The following is a 16,075-nucleotide window of genomic DNA, read 5'->3' on the forward strand; positions in this document are numbered from 1 at the left end:
AGAGTCATTATTATGAGCCAAGAGACTATTTTTACTAAAATTATTAACCGTGAAATTCCGGCTGATATTATTTATGAAGACGATGACGCACTTGCATTTAAAGATATTAATCCACAAGCCCCTTTTCATGCGTTAATTATTCCTAAAACAGCCATTGCCACTATAAATGATGTAACCGAGGCGAACTCACACCTTGTAGGCCATTTATATCTGGTAGCCGCAAAACTTGCCAAACAATTTAATTTTGCCCAAGACGGTTACCGAGTGGTCATGAACTGCAACGAACATGGCGGGCAAACCGTTTACCATATTCATTTGCATATGCTCGCAGGTAAACAAATGGGCTGGCCTCCATATCAAAACACTAAAAAAGTTGCGCTGTAGCGACTCATTAAATACTGAGTTTGAAAAAAACTATTAAAAATACGGCATTTTTCTTATATACCAAAAAAACAATTACTTATTTGCAACATTTTATGTTTAAATAATCGTAAATCGCACCTTTTCGCCAGTGAAATTGTGATTCCCTAGTACAAAAGGTGTGTAGGAAATCATGGTAAAATTAACTAGCCAGCTTTATAAAAGAGTAAAAAAACATGAGCAGTTCAGCCTTTTTGTTGTTAGATGAAGAACCAATTAACACTATTGGTATTAACGTTTTAGAGCCATTATTAAAAACACAAGGCCTTGATGTTACTACAGGCACAAATATTTTAGATGTTCCGGTAGGTACGCGCTTATTGTTTATTGAGGCATCAAGTAAAGATGCCTGGACAAAACTAAAAGAACAACTCGTTAATTTACGCATTAAATGCGACATTGTGTTGTTTAATTTAGATGAAAACCCAGAGCTTGCTAATCGCGCGTTACTCAGTGGTATCCGTGGTGTGTTTTACACTACCGATAACGCCGATGTACTCATGAAAGGTATTCGCTTATTAATGGAAGATCAGCTTTGGTATCGCCGTGATATTATGTGTAATGCGCTTAATCGTATGTTGCAATTTAATAAAGATGCGCTGCACAAACTCACCGATGGTGATATTGAGCCAGTTAAACTCACTAAACGTGAAAAGGCAATTATTTCATTAATGAGCAATGGCTCTAAAAATAAAGAAATTGCCGAAGAGTTAAGCATTAGCCCGCATACAGTTAAAACGCATTTATATAGCGCATTTAGAAAAACTAAGTGTCGTAACCGTATTGAATTACTTTCTTGGGCACAACAAAACATTCCTGACGAAATTCGTTAATCGTTGTTTTTAAAAAATTGAATACAGGCACATTGAGTGCCTTCTTAAAAAAACGCTGCTGGGGCCTTAATGCTCGACTCATTTACGCTTTATTTTGCCAGTATCGCCGTTATGACAGTGATGACACTATTAAACTTTTTAACGTGGCGCACTAATAAGCAAGTCCCCGGCACATTACTCTATATTTCATATCCTTTATTAATGCTCTGTGCCATTGCTGGCTTTGCACTTATAACTAAACTCCCTGATGAAGTTGCACTTACCCTTGCAAATAATATGATGTTTCTGGCATCTGTAGTGCACTGCCTATCACTGAGTCAATTTTTAAATTATCGAGGCCATGGCTTTAAATTAGTTTGTGTATTAACAGCAATCAGCGCTTTATTGCTTACTTACTTTACATTTTTACAGCCTTCAATACGATCGCGCGTATATGTTTGTGATCTCCAACACATTCTAGAAGCTTCATTCTTATTATTTGTGTTTATTAAATACGCGCGTAAGCCCTATCCAAACGGTAGCATTGTTTACATTATTATTTTAACGCTCGTTGCATCTAGCTCAATCACTCGCACTTTATTTATGAGTGATATTGAGCAACAAGATGTGACTTTAAACCCATGGTTTAACTATCTATTATTTTTAAATAATGTAATTGCGCCTATGTTTTATGCCGCAGGAATGGCATTATTATGTAATGAACGCAGAGAATTACGCCTTAATCAACTCACAGAAAAAGCACATAAAGATTTAGAAATTCGCGGACTATTTTTATCCACCATTAGCCATGAAATACGCACACCACTCAATGGTATTTTAGGCAGTGCGCAACTGGTGCTAAATCAAACTAGCGACAGCCGTAATAAAGCCTATTGCGAAGCCATTATCAACTCAGCAGAGTCACTCAACTTACTGGTTGATAAAGTACTCGAATATGCAAGTCTCGATCAACACGACGAAGCCTTGTACGAAGAAGATATAGAGTTTAAAACTTGGCTGCAAAACTTGTGCTTGCTGTTAAGCCCTCTGGCCGAGCAAAAGCAACTTAAATTTGAGCTTGCATGCAATATCCCTGATAAAGCCTGTTACTACTGCGACCAACAAAAGCTCAGACAAATTATTATTAATCTCGTGGGTAATGCGATTAAATTTACCGATACCGGCACAGTAAAAGTACAAATTGATTTAATTAATGAAACCCAGCTCGATCATACCCTTAAAGTAAGCGTACTTGATTCAGGCCCAGGTATTGAAAAAGATGAAATTGACTATTTAACACAGCCTTATATTCAAAGCAGTGCTGGCAAAGAAAAAGGCGGAACAGGTCTTGGGCTTGCTATAACGAGTCGCCTATTAGATAAAATTAATAGCCAGTTAAAAATCACCAGCGAGCTGGGAGTCGGTAGCGTATTTAGCTTTAACATGACCCTAGCTATTGGTGAGCTTAGTCTTGTAGAGCAACGTCATCAAAGTAAGGACTATTTAACCGGGCTTGATGTGTTGCTTGTTGAAGACTTAGATCTCAACCAAAAAATAGCCGTTGAGTTTATGGCAGACGACGAGCATAAAATTAAGCTCGCCAAAGATGGCAAAAGCGCCATTGAGTTAATGAAAAAATACCACTTTGATGTGGTGCTACTTGACATGAACTTACCCGATTTAACCGGGCAACAAGTACTAAAAACACTCAAGCGAGTAGAGCATAAAAATCAGCGCACCCCGGTGCTGGCATTTACCGCCAGCTTGAGCCCTGATGAAATAAAAGAATACCTGACACTGGGCATTAAAGACATTGTAGGTAAACCATTAAAGCAAGAAAAACTACGCCAAGCATTGAGTGATTCACAGTCAACACAAACGGCGAGTATTACCGCCGAGCTGATTGATACTTTATACGATGAAACAGCAACAGAAACCCTTACAAGCTCGTTTAACATTGATGAGGTTTCTTCTATTTACAATGAGTTTATTCTTTCTGCGCGCAACAAGCTGAGCCGTTGCCAAACCTTTTTAGAACAAGACCCCGAGCAGTGTATTAAACTATTACACCGTCAAGCCAGTACCGCTATGCAGCTTGGTTTTAACAGTTATGGACTAGCCCTTAAAAAAATAGAACGGCGCTTACTTGATAAAAAACCACTGAATAACTCATTAAATGAAGCCAGCATATTGTGGCAACACAGTTTAGAAGCGTATTTGAAGCATGTGCGCCAAGGGCTAGGGTAATACGGGCTTCGGGCTTCGGGCTTCGGGCTTCGGGCTTCGGGCTTCGGGCTTCGGGCTTCGGGCTTCGGGCTTCGGGCTTCCAAGTTTTACTACAGTGACAAATAATCAAGCATTTTCACTATTTATTCTATTATTTTCTGCCGTATATATCGTCAAATCGCTCTATATCACTTTCATCCAATATGGCACCGGTTTGCACTTCAATAACAATGAGTGGCTCAGACTGATTATTCGCTAAACTATGCAGTTGTGTTGCGCCAATATAACACGATTGGTCGTGGGTCAACGTTAAGCTTTGCTGGTCAATACAGATATCAGCAATGCCCGACACCACAACCCAATGCTCGGCACGGTGCTGATGACGCTGGGTTGAGAGTTTTGCGCCACTTTTTACGGTAATTTTTTTAACCTTAAAGCCGATACTTTCTACTAGCGTACGATAGTTTCCCCAAGGGCGGTAAACCACTTGGTGATGCGCCAGTTTATGATTTTGCGTAACTGCCAATTGCTTAAGTAATAAAGGCAAACCTTCAAGCGAATCTTGCTTTGCAACTAAGGTGGCATCATAAGTGTGTACAATCGCTAAATCGCTCACCCCTAAAGTAGCAATTGTGTGCCCATCTTCATTGATAACCAAGTTATTATTACTGTTTTGGGTGATATGTTCTTTGTTTTGGTTATTACCCTGTGGATCTTTTTTACACAGCGCTGCCAGTGCAGAAAAACTCCCTACATCACTCCAGTTTAATGCCACGGGCATCACTACCACGTTATTACTGCGCTCTAAAATAGCGTAGTCAATAGAGTCATTTGGGCAAGATTTGAGTGCATTATTATTTGCTCTGATAAAACCTAAATCTTGTTTAAAATCAGTCGCACTGGCAACACTTTTAGCAATTTTAGGCGCAAAGCGTTCAAGTTCTTGCAAATAAGCATGGGCAGTGAATAAAAACATGCCACTGTTCCAGCTATAACCGCCCTCAGCTAAATAGCTTGATGCAGTTGCTAAATCAGGTTTTTCTCTAAACTGGTCAACTTCAAAGCAACAGGTATCTTTAATTGCTGCGCCCTGTTTTATGTAACCATAACCTGTGTGTGGCTCTGTTGGTGTAATTGAAAATGTGACTAACTTACCTTGCTCAGCAAGTTTAACCGCATCAGATAACTGGGCAGTTAATACGTTAAAATCTTCAATATAATGATCCGCTGGCATCACCAACAAAGGGCCCGTAATGTTATTTTTTAAAGCATAGTGCGCCGCAAGGGCAATGGCCGGTGCCGTATTTTTGCTCTCTGGCTCAAGTAGTATGGCATCGGGCTTTGCATATGCTGCTTGCTCTGCGGCAATAAATCGATGCTGTTCATTACAGACTAAAATAGCGGGGCTAAAGCCCTCAGTTACAACTCGCTCTAACGTGCTTTGCAGTAACGATTGCTGGTTTTCATTATCAAGCAAAGATAAAAACTGCTTAGGCATTGCTTGGCGCGATAACGGCCAAAGCCGTGTGCCAATGCCGCCAGCTAAAATTACCGGTGTAATAAGGGTTGTATTCATAAAGCCGCCAATAAAAATATCAGCGGCTATTTTAGCACTTTATTGGCTAGGCGCTAATTTATACCAATGTAAAAGCATCTGCATCTAAATGCGCCGGAAATTTAGCTCTAAACTCATTAAGCGGCGCTTTATTTAACGTGATTGTTAGTAGTGCTTGCTGGTCATCATTCGCTTTGATCAGTGACTCACCTTTAAAGTCATACACGGCAGTGCCACCATTATGTGCAACGCCATTGCCATCCTCACCTATACGATTAACGCCAATCACATAACACTGGTTTTCCATCGCCCGTGCCATTAGTAAGGTATCCCACACATGGCGCCTTGCCGCGGGCCAGTTGGCGACATTCACCATCACATCGTAGTCATTATTATTGCGCTGAAACACCGGAAAACGTAAGTCGTAGCATACTTGCGGCAATATTTTAAAACCATTGAGCTCAAACACTTCACGCGTTTGTCCTGCAACTACAAACTCGCCCTCGTTACCTAAACAAAATAAATGACGTTTGTCGTAATATTTCACTTCACCATTGGGCCAAACCCAGTAAAAGCGATTGGCTTTTTTATTGCCTTGCCGCACTAAAACCGATCCAGCGATTACTGCATTAACTGATTTTGCTGTAGCGATCATCCAATTAAGCACCAAACCATTTTCAGGCTCAGCACAATCAAGGTTAATAGCAAAGCCGGTGACAAAGGTTTCAGGTAATACAATAAGCTCTACTGATTTATCTATATCAGCTATTTTATTGCTAAAATGTGCCAAGTTGGCGTCTTTATCTAACCAATTAAGCGATGTTTGTATTAGGGCAATAGTTAAAGTTGACATAAAATCTCCGCGGCTTGCAATAACGTGGCGTCATGTTTGGCAAAGCATAAGCGAATCACTTTATCGTTGCTTGGTTGCTGATAAAACACGCTCAGAGGAATGGCTGCAACGCCTGCTTGTTCTACTAACCACTGGCAAAATTCTACGTCATTTAAATCCGATACATCGCTGTAATCAAGCAGTAAAAAGTAGCTGCCTTCACTGGGTAAAATGCTAAAGCGGCTATCTTGTAGATCATTACTGAGCACATCGCGCTTTTGTTGATAAAACTCACTCAGCGCATCCACATGCGCACCTTGTTGCTCTAACATATCGGCGAGTGCATGCTGTGCGGGCGTAAAGCTTGAAAAAGTCACGTATTGGTGAATTTTACGAAACTCCACCGCAAGTGCAGCGGGTGCGATGCAGTAGCCCATTTTCCAGCCTGTGCTATGAAAAGTCTTGCCAAAGCTTGAGATCACAAAGCTGCGAGCAAACAATTCGTCATCACCCAGCACACTTAAGTGTGGTTGCTGATCAAAAGTAATATGCTCGTATACTTCATCACTTATCAGGTATAAGTCATGCTCAACTATTAAGGCTTTTAGAGCATTTATATCGTGCTGTTTTAACGTTTTAGCGCTTGGGTTGTGCGGGGTATTAATAATAATAGCCCGAGTTTTGCTATTTATTGTACTGGCAACTATTTGCCAATCAATTGCATAACTCGGAGCGTGCAAAGCAATATGTACTGACTTACCACCGGCCAATTCAATCGCTGGCTGGTATGAGTCATAGGCTGGATCAAACACAATAACTTCATCGCCTTCGCGTACCAGCGCTTGAATGGCAACAAACAGCGCCTCGGTTGCCCCAGAGGTTACTGTTACTTGCTGGGCGGCATCTATTTCAGCCGCATATTTGCGTTTTGCTAACTGGCCAATTTGCTGCTGCAGGCGCGGTACACCACTTGACGGCGAGTATTGATTAACACCTTCAAGCACATAGTGATTAAGTTGTTTTTTAAGTAGCTCAGGCGCATCAAACTCGGGAAAACCCTGCGATAAATTAATCGCTGCAAATTGATTTGCTAAAGCGGTCATTTGACTAAAAATACTGGTGCCTAAATTTGGCAATTTACTTTCAAACACTGGTTACCCTTAATGATGGTTTTGCGCCCTAAGCGATGCTATCATTGCTGTTAACAGAAGTATAGCCGTCTAAATTAGCTAGAGGAATGTATGCATAACAATACCGCTATTTCAGAACTTATAGAAGCAGGAAAATCGATCAGTCAACGTGGTTGGGTACCTGCCACAGGTGGTAACTTTTCAGCACGAACCAATACTGGCTTTGTAGTGACTGCCAGCGGTTTTGACAAAGGACAATTAGGGTCGCATACCTTTATTGAACTGGATCATGCAGGTAATCGCAGTGCTAGCGCCGCCAAACCATCGGCTGAAACTGAATTGCATTTAAGCATGTATAAACTCATTCCTTGCGCTAATTATGTTTTACACACTCATTCTGTCGCCGCAACGGTATTATCTCGAATCATTAAAGGCCATAGTCTAGATTTACACGGTTACGAAATGCAAAAGTCATTAACTGGCATAACGTCGCATTTAGATACCTTAAGCATGCCAATTTTTGATAACGACCAAGACATTGACCGCCTCAGCCTATTAGTGAGCGATCACCACTTGCACACCCCTATTGAGCACGGTGTGCTTATTCGCGGCCACGGTTTGTATGTAGTGGGTCGTACTATTGGTGAAGTACGCCGTCAATTAGAAGGCCTTGAATTCTTATTTGCATGTGAATTAGAACGCTTAAAATTAGTAGGATTAGAATCATGATCAAAGCACTGCTAACCGATATTGAAGGCACCATTACTCGCATTTCGTTTGTTAAAGAGGTGCTGTTTCCGTATGCCGCGAAACAACTTGCTGAGTTTGTAAAAACGCAGCAAACACAAAGTGCGGTAGCAGAGCAAATTAATGCCGTAAAAGCGATAATTGAACAGCCAGATGCCAGTATTGATGTGGTAATTGACACTTTACTTGAGTGGATCCGTGACGATAAAAAAATCCCCCCATTAAAACAGTTACAAGGTCTAATTTGGCAAACTGGCTATGAAAATGGTGATTTTACCGGCCATTTATACCCAGATGCCTACCAGTTCTTAGTCGCGCAGCAACAAGCCGGCCAGCAACTATATGTGTATTCATCAGGATCAGTAAAAGCCCAGCATTTAATTTTTAACTACTCTGACTTTGGTGATATTCGCTCCTTATTTACAGATTACTTTGATACTAACGTGGGCGCTAAGCAAGAAATCATCGCTTATAAGAACATCATTGCGCAGTTACCTTTTGCCGCTAATGAAGTATTATTTTTAAGTGATGTAGCCGCTGAATTGGACGCCGCTAAAGCAGCAGGTTTAAACACCTTGCACTTAATTCGCGATGGTCAAGCAAGCTCTCCCGCACATAACTATATTAACGATTTTAGTCAATTTACTGCGGGGCATTTAGCATGAGCCAACTGACTATTTTTGCTGATTGTAACGCCAGCAACGTCTTATTAGATACCCAAGATGCGGCACAAATTGCCACCGAACTTAATAAAGTAAATGTTCGTTTTGAACAGTGGCAAGCAAGCGCTGCTATTAACCCCGATACCAGCCATAAAGATATTATTGATGCCTACAGCAAGGATATTGAGCGCTTGAAGCAGCAAGGTGGTTATCAAACGGTTGATGTAATTTCATTAGCAAAAGGTAATCCATCAGCCACGGAGCTTCGTGCTAAGTTTTTATTTGAACACACCCACAGCGAAGACGAAGTACGCTTTTTTGTGAAAGGCCAAGGGCTATTTTGCCTGCACATTAACGACAAGGTTTACCAAGTACTATGCCAGCAGGGTGATTTAATTTCAGTACCGGAGCTAACCCCGCATTGGTTTGATATGGGCAGCGATCCTGAGTTTACTGCCATTCGTTTATTCAATAACACCGAAGGTTGGGTAGCCCAAAGCACTGAGTCTGAGATTGCCAAGCAATTTCCTTTGCTTGACTAAACACCTATTAATAAAGGAATTTAGCAGCGGTATAAATGCCTGGGTGTATGTGGCTAACCTCATATCAAAGATGACTTAAACAACTTAACTCTGTAGTATATTTTCAGTGTTAGTTTTACTCAATTAAGTGAACGTGAAATGGTCAACGAACAATATCAAAAGTCCAAACAACAACTTGCATATTCTCGTAAGCAAGTTGAAAAAGCTGGCCGTATTTTTCGTAAACAAGAAGGCGATTTTGAATTTGCTACCGAAGTCATTCAAAACTATCGCGCGGCTCATTTATACCCGCTGACCATCATCAAAAATTTAGTATGGAAACACGTAAAAAAACTCAACCTGCTTGATTCTGCTACAATTGTACGTCGCTTAAAACGCTTGCCGACAATTATTGATAAGCTGCAACGTGAGTCATTAGACGGCAAAAGTGAAAATGCAATCAACCTTAAACGCATGCACGACATAGGTGGTTGCAGAGTTATTTTAGACAATTTAGACAGCCTGTATAAGCTCAATACGAGTTTAGATTCAAGTCGCACAGTCCATAGCGTTAAGTCATATGATTATATTGAACATCCTAAAGCCACTGGCTATAGGGGCATTCATCGTGTCTATAAAAGCTATAACAGTTTAGAGTCTCACGATTACAAAGGCTTTCAAATAGAAGTTCAATTACGTACTCGACTCCAGCATTTATGGGCAACTACAGTCGAAATCGTCGACATTATTGAAAAAGAAACACTGAAAACCAACCCACAAGCCGCCGATTCAGATTGGCAGCGATTATTTTTTATCATGGGTGAATTTCTTGCCGTTAAAGATGGCTCAAATCAATTAAGTGCTGAACAATCACAAAGCTTTATTGATGAATTAGCGGCTTTAAATAAAAAGCTCGCAGCATTTCATAAACTCGATGCGTTTAACCGTGCGTTTCAAGTTGACGAGATTAAAAATAAATCAAAAGATACCGGTTTTGCTTTACTTGTTCACAATACCGAAACTCAAATGGGTCGGGTCTTTTTGTACGCAGCCAGTAAGAAACAAGAAGCATTAACGCACTATGCAGAGCAAGAGCGACAAACTCACAACAACGTATTATTAGTAGCGGGAAATGACTTAAAATCTATCGAAAAAGCCTATCCCAACTACCTTAATGACACTTCTGAGTTTCTTTCAGAATTTAGCCGTATATTACTCGGTTAACTGTTAAAATCTTTCAGTTTACCAGCTAACACTTGTTGTTGATTATAAACACCTGTATCTAACACCCATCCAGTAATTAGTTTTGCGGGGGTTACATCAAATGCGGGATTATATACATTCGCATTTGTCGGTGCCCACAGCGCTTCACCAAAACTGCCGCTAACGCCACGCACCTCTGCGCTATTACGCTGTTCTATTTCAATGTCTGCGCCACATGCTGTATTTACATCTAAAGTAGTTAATGGCGCGACGACATAAAATGGGATGTTATGAAAATGTGCCAACACCGCTAAATTATAAGTGCCCACTTTATTAGCAAAATCACCATTGGCGGCAATACGATCAGCACCGACAAAAATTTTATCAACCTTGCCAGCAGCCATTAAACTCGCAGCCGTATTATCGCAAATCAAGGTGTAAGGCACTTGCCAGCGCTCAAGTTCAAACGCAGTTAAACGCCCGCCTTGCAGTAACGGCCGGGTTTCATCAACCCATACATGAATATCACCATGTTGTTGCTGCGCTTTATAAATAACCCCCAGAGCGGTACCAATCCCTGCGGTTGCCAACGCCCCGGTATTGCAATGAGTAAGAATATTATCACCGCTGTTAACCAATGCAGCGCCATGGTTTGCCATGCTTTCACATAAGGCGATATCTTCATTAAACAAGGTTACGGCGGCGCTTACGATTGCCGTTACATAATCATCTTGTTGTAACGCAATACGTAACTTTGCCATGCAATGCATTAAATTAACTGCGGTTGGTCGAGTGGCTTCAAGCTGATCAATTGCCTTGGCTAATGTAGCTTGCGCTGTGCCTTGCTCTGCCAAATGGGCTACTAGCAAACTTGCTCCTAAGCCAATCAGCGGTGCGCCGCGTATTTTTAAGCTTAGAATTAAATCCCTCATAGTGGCTACATCATCACACACATGCCATAGCTGCTGATGCGGCAATAAGTATTGATCTAATACGCTGAGTGTATTGTTTTGATATTTTAAACTACTCGCAATAAGGTCTTGCATGATTGATCCTGAATAATCGTTAGGCTGAGGTTATTTTACAGTAGTTTTTAAAACGCACAACCAAGAAGCATAGACATCTAAACGGTTAAAGGTATAGAATGCTATTTTTTATCATCTTTTGAGAGTACACCGATGGCCGAATACGTTGCTTTTAATGCGCAGCATGCAATTGATTATATTAAAAATCTTGTAACTAAAGATGGCTATGATTTGTTTGATCCTGACCAAATGTTAACGGCGTATGAGTTTGGTGACGGTAATTTAAATCTCGTATTTAGAATAAGCGACGAGCAAAATAATAGCGTTATTTTAAAGCAAGCCTTGCCTTATGCTCGCTGTGTGGGTGAATCATGGCCATTAACGCTTGACCGAGCACGCATTGAAGCTGAAGTCTTACTCAACCATGGCGCATTAAGTCCTGACTACACGGCAAAAGTACTGCACCACAATCCAGAGCAAGCACTGACTATTTTAGAAGACCTCGGTCACTTACAAATTTTGCGTAGCGCACAAATAAACGCAGCGCAATTTCCGCTATTAGGTCAACATGTGGCTCACTACTTAAGCCACACCGGTTTTTATAACTCAGACTTTTACCTAACCGCGCAAGATAAAAAAGCCAAGATCAGCCAATTCACTAATCCTGAATTGTGCCAAATTACTGAAGACTTATTTTTTAACGATATTCTGCGTGAACATGAGCGTAATAACTACCCAAGTGAACTGCAAAGTACGGTCAATAAATTACAAAATAATGCCGCACTCCATTTGGCGTTCGCAAAACTTAAAGCTAAATTTTTATCGTGCCCACAAACATTGCTACATGGTGATATGCATAGCGGCAGTATTTTTGTGGATCAAAACACCACTAAGATGATCGACCCTGAATTTGGCTTTTTTGGCCCAGTTGGCTTTGATATCGGCTCATTTATCGGCAATTTATTATTAAACTACTGTGCGCAAAATACCCGTATTAGTGAGTTTGTAAGCCGTCGTAACTTCCACAGCCACTTATTAACGTGCTTACAAGAGAGTTACACTTTATTTGAGCAACAGTGGCTAACATTAATTGCAGAGCAAACCACAGATAACAATTTAAAAGCCGCCGGTTATGGCGAGTACTTTATGCAACAAGTATTGCAAGATGCGATTGGCTACTGCGGCACCGAGCTTATTCGCCGTACCATCGGCTTAGCACACGTTGCTGACATCGATGGTATTGCAGATGCACAAGCGCGTTTAGACGTACAACGCCACACTTTAGCACTAGGTGAACAGCTAGTACTCAACGCCCATACCTGCAATAGCAAAGAGGAGTTTTTCTCTTTATTGATAAGCCAACTAAATTAAGTTTATATCAAATTCTAGATTCTATTACCTAGTGGCTTTAAGTCACTGATAATGCTCGTACATTTTATCAAGCGGCTCAGAAAGGCCACTTGCTTGCACTATACGCACATGTTTACGCTTTAACTCTCGGGCACTGGTGACACCACACGAGTGTGCAATCAGCCCCGTACCGTAATGAATATATTTATTATAGTTCGCGACTCGCTGCGCTTTATCCTCAACATTTAAACCACGCTGTAAACGCTCGTTATGAGTAGTGATGCCGGTTGGGCAGGTATCTTTATTACATTGCATCGCCTGAATACACCCTAATGCAAACATATGCCCGCGTGCAGACACCACAAAATCCGCCCCCAATGCTAAAGCCCATGCTACTTTGGAAGGCACAATTAATTTGCCCGAAACAATAATTTTAATTCGCTCTCTTAGGCCATGCTTTTTTAATAACTGTATAACTAAAGGAAGGCTTTCTTTAAGCGGTAACCCCACCGAATCTAATAAAGATTGTGGTGCTGCGCCGGTACCGCCATCCGCACTATCTATAGTAATAAAATCGGGTGCAGACTCAATACCCCGATGATTTATCTCTGCAAACAAACTTTCTAACCACGTATGTTCACCAATCACCGCTTTAAAGCCGGTGGGTTTACCTGTTGTACTTCTAACGGTGGTGAGCATATCTAAAATGTCGTTTGGATTTTTTATTTCAGGGTGCCCATTAGGACTAATTGAATCTTGTCCCTCGGGTATACCTCTTATTTTAGCGATTTCAGCATTCACTTTTCGCCCTGGCAACATACCGCCTTTACCTGGCTTGGCACCTTGGCTCATTTTCAGCTCAAACATTTTAACTGATGGATGCGCGGCAACGGCTTTTAACTTTTCGGTGCTTAAGTTACCGTGTTGGTCGCGCACACCATATTTGGCCGTGCCAATTTGAAAAACCAAATCGGCACCGCCCTCTAAATGATAAGGGCTTAACCCGCCTTCACCGGTGTTCATCCAACAACCCGCTAGTTTTGCGCCTTTCGAGAGCGCTCGCACTGCAGGGCTAGATAGTGCACCAAAACTCATTCCCGATATATTAAATAGCGAATTAGTAGTGTAAGGAAATTTACAATAAGGCCCAAGCGTCACATTACTCGGTGCTAAGGCTTCTTCATCTAAGGTAGGGAATGCACAGTTCATAAACATTACTGTGCCTGTCGTTTCTAAGCTTTGGGTTGAACCAAAAGCGGCCGTATGATCAACATCTTTAGCAGCCCGATATACCCAGCTACGCTCGGCGCGATTAAAGGGCATTTCTTCACGGTCAAGGGCAAAAAAATACTGCCTAAAAAACTCACCTTGGCGCTCAAAAAAGTAGCGAAAACGTCCAATCACTGGGTAATTACGCCTAATTGCATGCTTTGTTTGAGTAATATCTCGAACATACAAAATTGCAATTAATACAACCAGTAATCCCAGCGTAACAATAAATAAACTGGCGAATACATCGATACTAAACATTATAAAATTACTCATTACTGACCCCTAGATGCTAAAAAAGTGTGGTGTCATTAACTAACACCACACTTTTATAGTTTCAAAATAATACCTTATTAGCTATTTATTTTTGCTAACTCTGCTTGTATATACAAACGTATTTGCTGCTCAAGCACCGATAGAGGGACGGAACCATGACGCAATATTTGATGATGAAACTCACGTATATCAAACTGCTGACCAAGAGCCTGCTCGGCCTCTGCGCGCAGGCGCTTAATTGTTAACTCACCGATTTTGTAAGACAGCGCTTGTGCAGGCCACGAAATATAACGGTCGGTTTCTGTTTTTACATTATGCAGCGACAAAGCCGTATTATCGGCCATAAAGTTCATTGCCCGCTCACGACTCCAGCCATACATATGCATTCCCGTATCAACCACTAAGCGCGCAGCACGCCACATTTCGTAAGTTAAACGCCCAAAGTTGCTGTATGGGTCTTGATAAAAACCGGCTTCAACACCTAGGTACTCTGAATAGAGTCCCCAGCCTTCACCAAACGCGGATAAATAAGCATCACGGCGATAGCTAGGTAAGCTTTCAAGTTCGGCATTGAGTGATATTTGTAAATGATGACCTGGCACAGCTTCGTGCAAAGTTAATGCTTCTAAAGCATAGAGTGGTCGTTTATCTAACGCGTAAGTATTCACCCAATAAAAACCAGCTTGGTCGTCACGGCTCGAACCTGAATAGCGTCCAGTAGTATATTTAGGCGCAATATTGGCAGGCACCGGCGCTACGCCATAAGGTTTACGCGGTAAGGTATGAAACAATTTAGGTAATTGCGCATCCATTTTTTTGGCAATGTACGCGGCCTCTTTTAATAATTGCTCAGGCGTTGTGGCGTAAAACTGCGGATCGGTACGTAAAAAGTGGATAAATTCTGCAAATGTGCCTTTAAAACCCACCTCTTTAATAACTGCTTCCATTTCACTACGAATACGCGCCACCTCCGCTAAACCCAGCGCGTGTATTTCTTTTGGAGTCATTTGCGTCGTAGTGTAATACTTAGCACGATTTGCATAAAATGCTTCACCATTTGGGGTTGATGAAATACCAATATCACTGCGAGCGCCTGGTAAGTATTCGGTATTAAAAAACGTTAAGTAATTTTTGTAGGCATTAATAACTTGGCTGCTAATAACTGCTTTAGCTTGTTGCTGTAACGCTGTAAATTCACTATCACTTAAACCTGCCGTATTGTTTAAAAATGGCTTATAAAACTCAGATTCAGTGACGTCATCAACAATGTAAGCAGTAATCGAGTCTTGATAGCCAATTAATACCCCTTTGGGTTGAGTTAAACCAACCTCTAACCCTTTGCGCATCCAGCCAATATTTTGCTCAAAAAAACGCGGCACTTGCTGTAATCGCTTTAGATAATTTTGATAATCTTGTGCGGTTTTATAGTCAACGCTATTAACAATAAACGATAAGCTTGAATGAAACCCATATTCTGACGTTAAAGGCATGTAATGCGCATTAAACACATACTCATCAACACTATTTTGCACTTGCGCTCGGATAATGCTGTGGTTAATTTGGTTTTCGTCACTGAGCTTACTTATATCTATTGCATCTAAATCAGCGAGTAACTGCGTGTTGTTTTTATATTGCTGCGCTAAAAACTCAGCCGATAAATTAGGTAATAAATAGCCATCAACGCCCTCTGGGTTACTGTAAGGGTTAATATCTTGACGATGTTGTACGATATTTTTAGCTGCTTGGGTAAATTGCTGATCCGCGTTAATCGCTGTGAGCTGACAAGCGCTTAACGAGCACATTAACGTGACACTTAATAAAGAAAGACGCATTTTTTTTGAAAAAGATAAATTCATAGGTATCGAGCTTAATGATGTGACAGATAGCATAAACTTATCTTAGGCTAGATAAATAGCAAATAGATATACGACCAACGGCTCAAAATATACGCTCGTAAGTCATTTAATCAACCTAAACTGATACTTAGCAATAAGCTAAATTAGTTAACTGCTCAGAAAAACAACGGTCACACCATTAATAGTGCCAT

General features: G+C 41.1%; 14 protein-coding genes. 8 read left to right on the forward strand and 6 right to left on the reverse strand.

Features of this window, described 5'->3' with window-relative positions; translation table 11 throughout:
* Window positions 1-12: 12 nt before the first annotated feature.
* The 3 genes from AC6H44_RS14735 to AC6H44_RS14745 all read left to right on the forward strand — a co-directional run bounded on the left by AC6H44_RS14735 (window position 13) and on the right by AC6H44_RS14745 (window position 3,479).
* A complete protein-coding gene (locus tag AC6H44_RS14735; protein WP_500736409.1) occupies window positions 13-384 on the forward strand; it encodes a histidine triad nucleotide-binding protein in 372 nt (123 codons plus the stop codon).
* Window positions 385-596: 212 nt separating this feature from the next.
* Window positions 597-1,253, forward strand: a complete 657-nt coding sequence (locus AC6H44_RS14740) for a helix-turn-helix transcriptional regulator (RefSeq protein WP_500736411.1) — start codon at window positions 597-599, stop codon at window positions 1,251-1,253.
* Between the two features lie 69 nt (window positions 1,254-1,322).
* On the forward strand, window positions 1,323-3,479 hold the full coding sequence (locus tag AC6H44_RS14745; RefSeq protein WP_500736413.1) for a response regulator: 2,157 nt from the start codon (window positions 1,323-1,325) through the stop codon (window positions 3,477-3,479).
* 130 nt (window positions 3,480-3,609) lie between these two features.
* Here the strand turns inward: AC6H44_RS14745 and AC6H44_RS14750 are convergent, their stop codons facing one another.
* Genes AC6H44_RS14750 through AC6H44_RS14760 form a run of 3 tightly spaced genes read right to left on the reverse strand, consistent with a single transcriptional unit; the run spans window position 3,610 to window position 6,996 of the window.
* Entirely contained in the window at window positions 3,610-5,034 is a 1,425-nt protein-coding gene (locus AC6H44_RS14750) for a mannose-1-phosphate guanylyltransferase/mannose-6-phosphate isomerase (protein WP_500736415.1), read from the reverse strand.
* A gap of 58 nt (window positions 5,035-5,092) precedes the next feature.
* Window positions 5,093-5,866 (reverse strand): amidohydrolase, encoded by a 774-nt coding sequence (locus tag AC6H44_RS14755; RefSeq protein WP_500736417.1) that lies wholly within the window; start codon window positions 5,864-5,866, stop codon window positions 5,093-5,095.
* Window positions 5,854-6,996, reverse strand: coding sequence for a methionine aminotransferase (locus AC6H44_RS14760; RefSeq protein ID WP_500736419.1), 1,143 nt, complete (start codon window positions 6,994-6,996; stop codon window positions 5,854-5,856). The genes AC6H44_RS14755 and AC6H44_RS14760 overlap by 13 nt, the downstream gene beginning before the upstream one ends.
* A 90-nt stretch (window positions 6,997-7,086) precedes the next feature.
* Here AC6H44_RS14760 and AC6H44_RS14765 point away from each other — a divergent pair, with 90 nt between their 5' ends.
* The 4 genes from AC6H44_RS14765 (at window position 7,087) to AC6H44_RS14780 (ending at window position 10,129) form a co-directional block, all read left to right on the forward strand.
* Window positions 7,087-7,704, forward strand: coding sequence for a methylthioribulose 1-phosphate dehydratase (locus AC6H44_RS14765; protein ID WP_500736421.1), 618 nt, complete (start codon window positions 7,087-7,089; stop codon window positions 7,702-7,704).
* Entirely contained in the window at window positions 7,701-8,387 is a 687-nt protein-coding gene (mtnC, locus tag AC6H44_RS14770) for an acireductone synthase (protein WP_500736422.1), read from the forward strand. The genes AC6H44_RS14765 and mtnC overlap by 4 nt, the downstream gene beginning before the upstream one ends.
* A complete protein-coding gene (locus AC6H44_RS14775; RefSeq protein WP_500736423.1) occupies window positions 8,384-8,926 on the forward strand; it encodes a 1,2-dihydroxy-3-keto-5-methylthiopentene dioxygenase in 543 nt (180 codons plus the stop codon). Before mtnC ends, AC6H44_RS14775 begins: the two co-directional genes overlap by 4 nt.
* A 138-nt stretch (window positions 8,927-9,064) precedes the next feature.
* Window positions 9,065-10,129 carry a RelA/SpoT domain-containing protein gene (locus AC6H44_RS14780; protein ID WP_500736424.1) on the forward strand — a complete coding sequence of 355 codons (1,065 nt, stop codon included), beginning with the start codon at window positions 9,065-9,067 and terminating at the stop codon, window positions 10,127-10,129.
* Here AC6H44_RS14780 and mtnA read toward each other — a convergent pair.
* Window positions 10,126-11,154: an S-methyl-5-thioribose-1-phosphate isomerase gene (mtnA, locus tag AC6H44_RS14785; RefSeq protein ID WP_500736425.1), complete on the reverse strand. Its 1,029-nt coding sequence runs from the start codon at window positions 11,152-11,154 to the stop codon at window positions 10,126-10,128. The two genes, AC6H44_RS14780 and mtnA, sit on opposite strands and share 4 nt — an antisense overlap.
* Window positions 11,155-11,286: 132 nt before the next feature.
* Here mtnA and mtnK point away from each other — a divergent pair, with 132 nt between their 5' ends.
* Window positions 11,287-12,504: an S-methyl-5-thioribose kinase gene (mtnK, locus tag AC6H44_RS14790; RefSeq protein ID WP_500736426.1), complete on the forward strand. Its 1,218-nt coding sequence runs from the start codon at window positions 11,287-11,289 to the stop codon at window positions 12,502-12,504.
* 42 nt (window positions 12,505-12,546) lie between these two features.
* Here mtnK and AC6H44_RS14795 read toward each other — a convergent pair whose 3' ends face one another.
* Together AC6H44_RS14795 and AC6H44_RS14800 are read right to left on the reverse strand one after the other, a co-directional pair.
* Window positions 12,547-14,028 (reverse strand): FMN-binding glutamate synthase family protein, encoded by a 1,482-nt coding sequence (locus AC6H44_RS14795; protein WP_500736427.1) that lies wholly within the window; start codon window positions 14,026-14,028, stop codon window positions 12,547-12,549.
* A gap of 77 nt (window positions 14,029-14,105) precedes the next feature.
* Window positions 14,106-15,884: a DUF885 domain-containing protein gene (locus tag AC6H44_RS14800; RefSeq protein ID WP_500736429.1), complete on the reverse strand. Its 1,779-nt coding sequence runs from the start codon at window positions 15,882-15,884 to the stop codon at window positions 14,106-14,108.
* Window positions 15,885-16,075 lie beyond the last annotated feature (191 nt).

The sequence above is a fragment of the Pseudoalteromonas sp. TAP-3C genome (assembly GCF_059888565.1).

Bases quoted from the DNA above. Each gene is read 5' to 3' on its own strand.
- mtnK (WP_500736426.1), top strand. From the start codon at position 11,287: ATGGCCGAATACGTTGCTTTTAATGCGCAGCATGCAATTGATTATATT.
- AC6H44_RS14775 (WP_500736423.1), top strand. From the start codon at position 8,384: ATGAGCCAACTGACTATTTTTGCTGATTGTAACGCCAGCAACGTCTTA.
- AC6H44_RS14735 (WP_500736409.1), top strand. From the start codon at position 13: ATGAGCCAAGAGACTATTTTTACTAAAATTATTAACCGTGAAATTCCG.
- AC6H44_RS14800 (WP_500736429.1), bottom strand. From the start codon at position 15,884: ATGAATTTATCTTTTTCAAAAAAAATGCGTCTTTCTTTATTAAGTGTC.
- AC6H44_RS14795 (WP_500736427.1), bottom strand. From the start codon at position 14,028: ATGAGTAATTTTATAATGTTTAGTATCGATGTATTCGCCAGTTTATTT.
- AC6H44_RS14780 (WP_500736424.1), top strand. From the start codon at position 9,065: ATGGTCAACGAACAATATCAAAAGTCCAAACAACAACTTGCATATTCT.
- AC6H44_RS14750 (WP_500736415.1), bottom strand. From the start codon at position 5,034: ATGAATACAACCCTTATTACACCGGTAATTTTAGCTGGCGGCATTGGC.
- AC6H44_RS14745 (WP_500736413.1), top strand. From the start codon at position 1,323: ATGCTCGACTCATTTACGCTTTATTTTGCCAGTATCGCCGTTATGACA.
- AC6H44_RS14755 (WP_500736417.1), bottom strand. From the start codon at position 5,866: ATGTCAACTTTAACTATTGCCCTAATACAAACATCGCTTAATTGGTTA.
- mtnC (WP_500736422.1), top strand. From the start codon at position 7,701: ATGATCAAAGCACTGCTAACCGATATTGAAGGCACCATTACTCGCATT.
- AC6H44_RS14765 (WP_500736421.1), top strand. From the start codon at position 7,087: ATGCATAACAATACCGCTATTTCAGAACTTATAGAAGCAGGAAAATCG.
- mtnA (WP_500736425.1), bottom strand. From the start codon at position 11,154: ATGCAAGACCTTATTGCGAGTAGTTTAAAATATCAAAACAATACACTC.
- AC6H44_RS14740 (WP_500736411.1), top strand. From the start codon at position 597: ATGAGCAGTTCAGCCTTTTTGTTGTTAGATGAAGAACCAATTAACACT.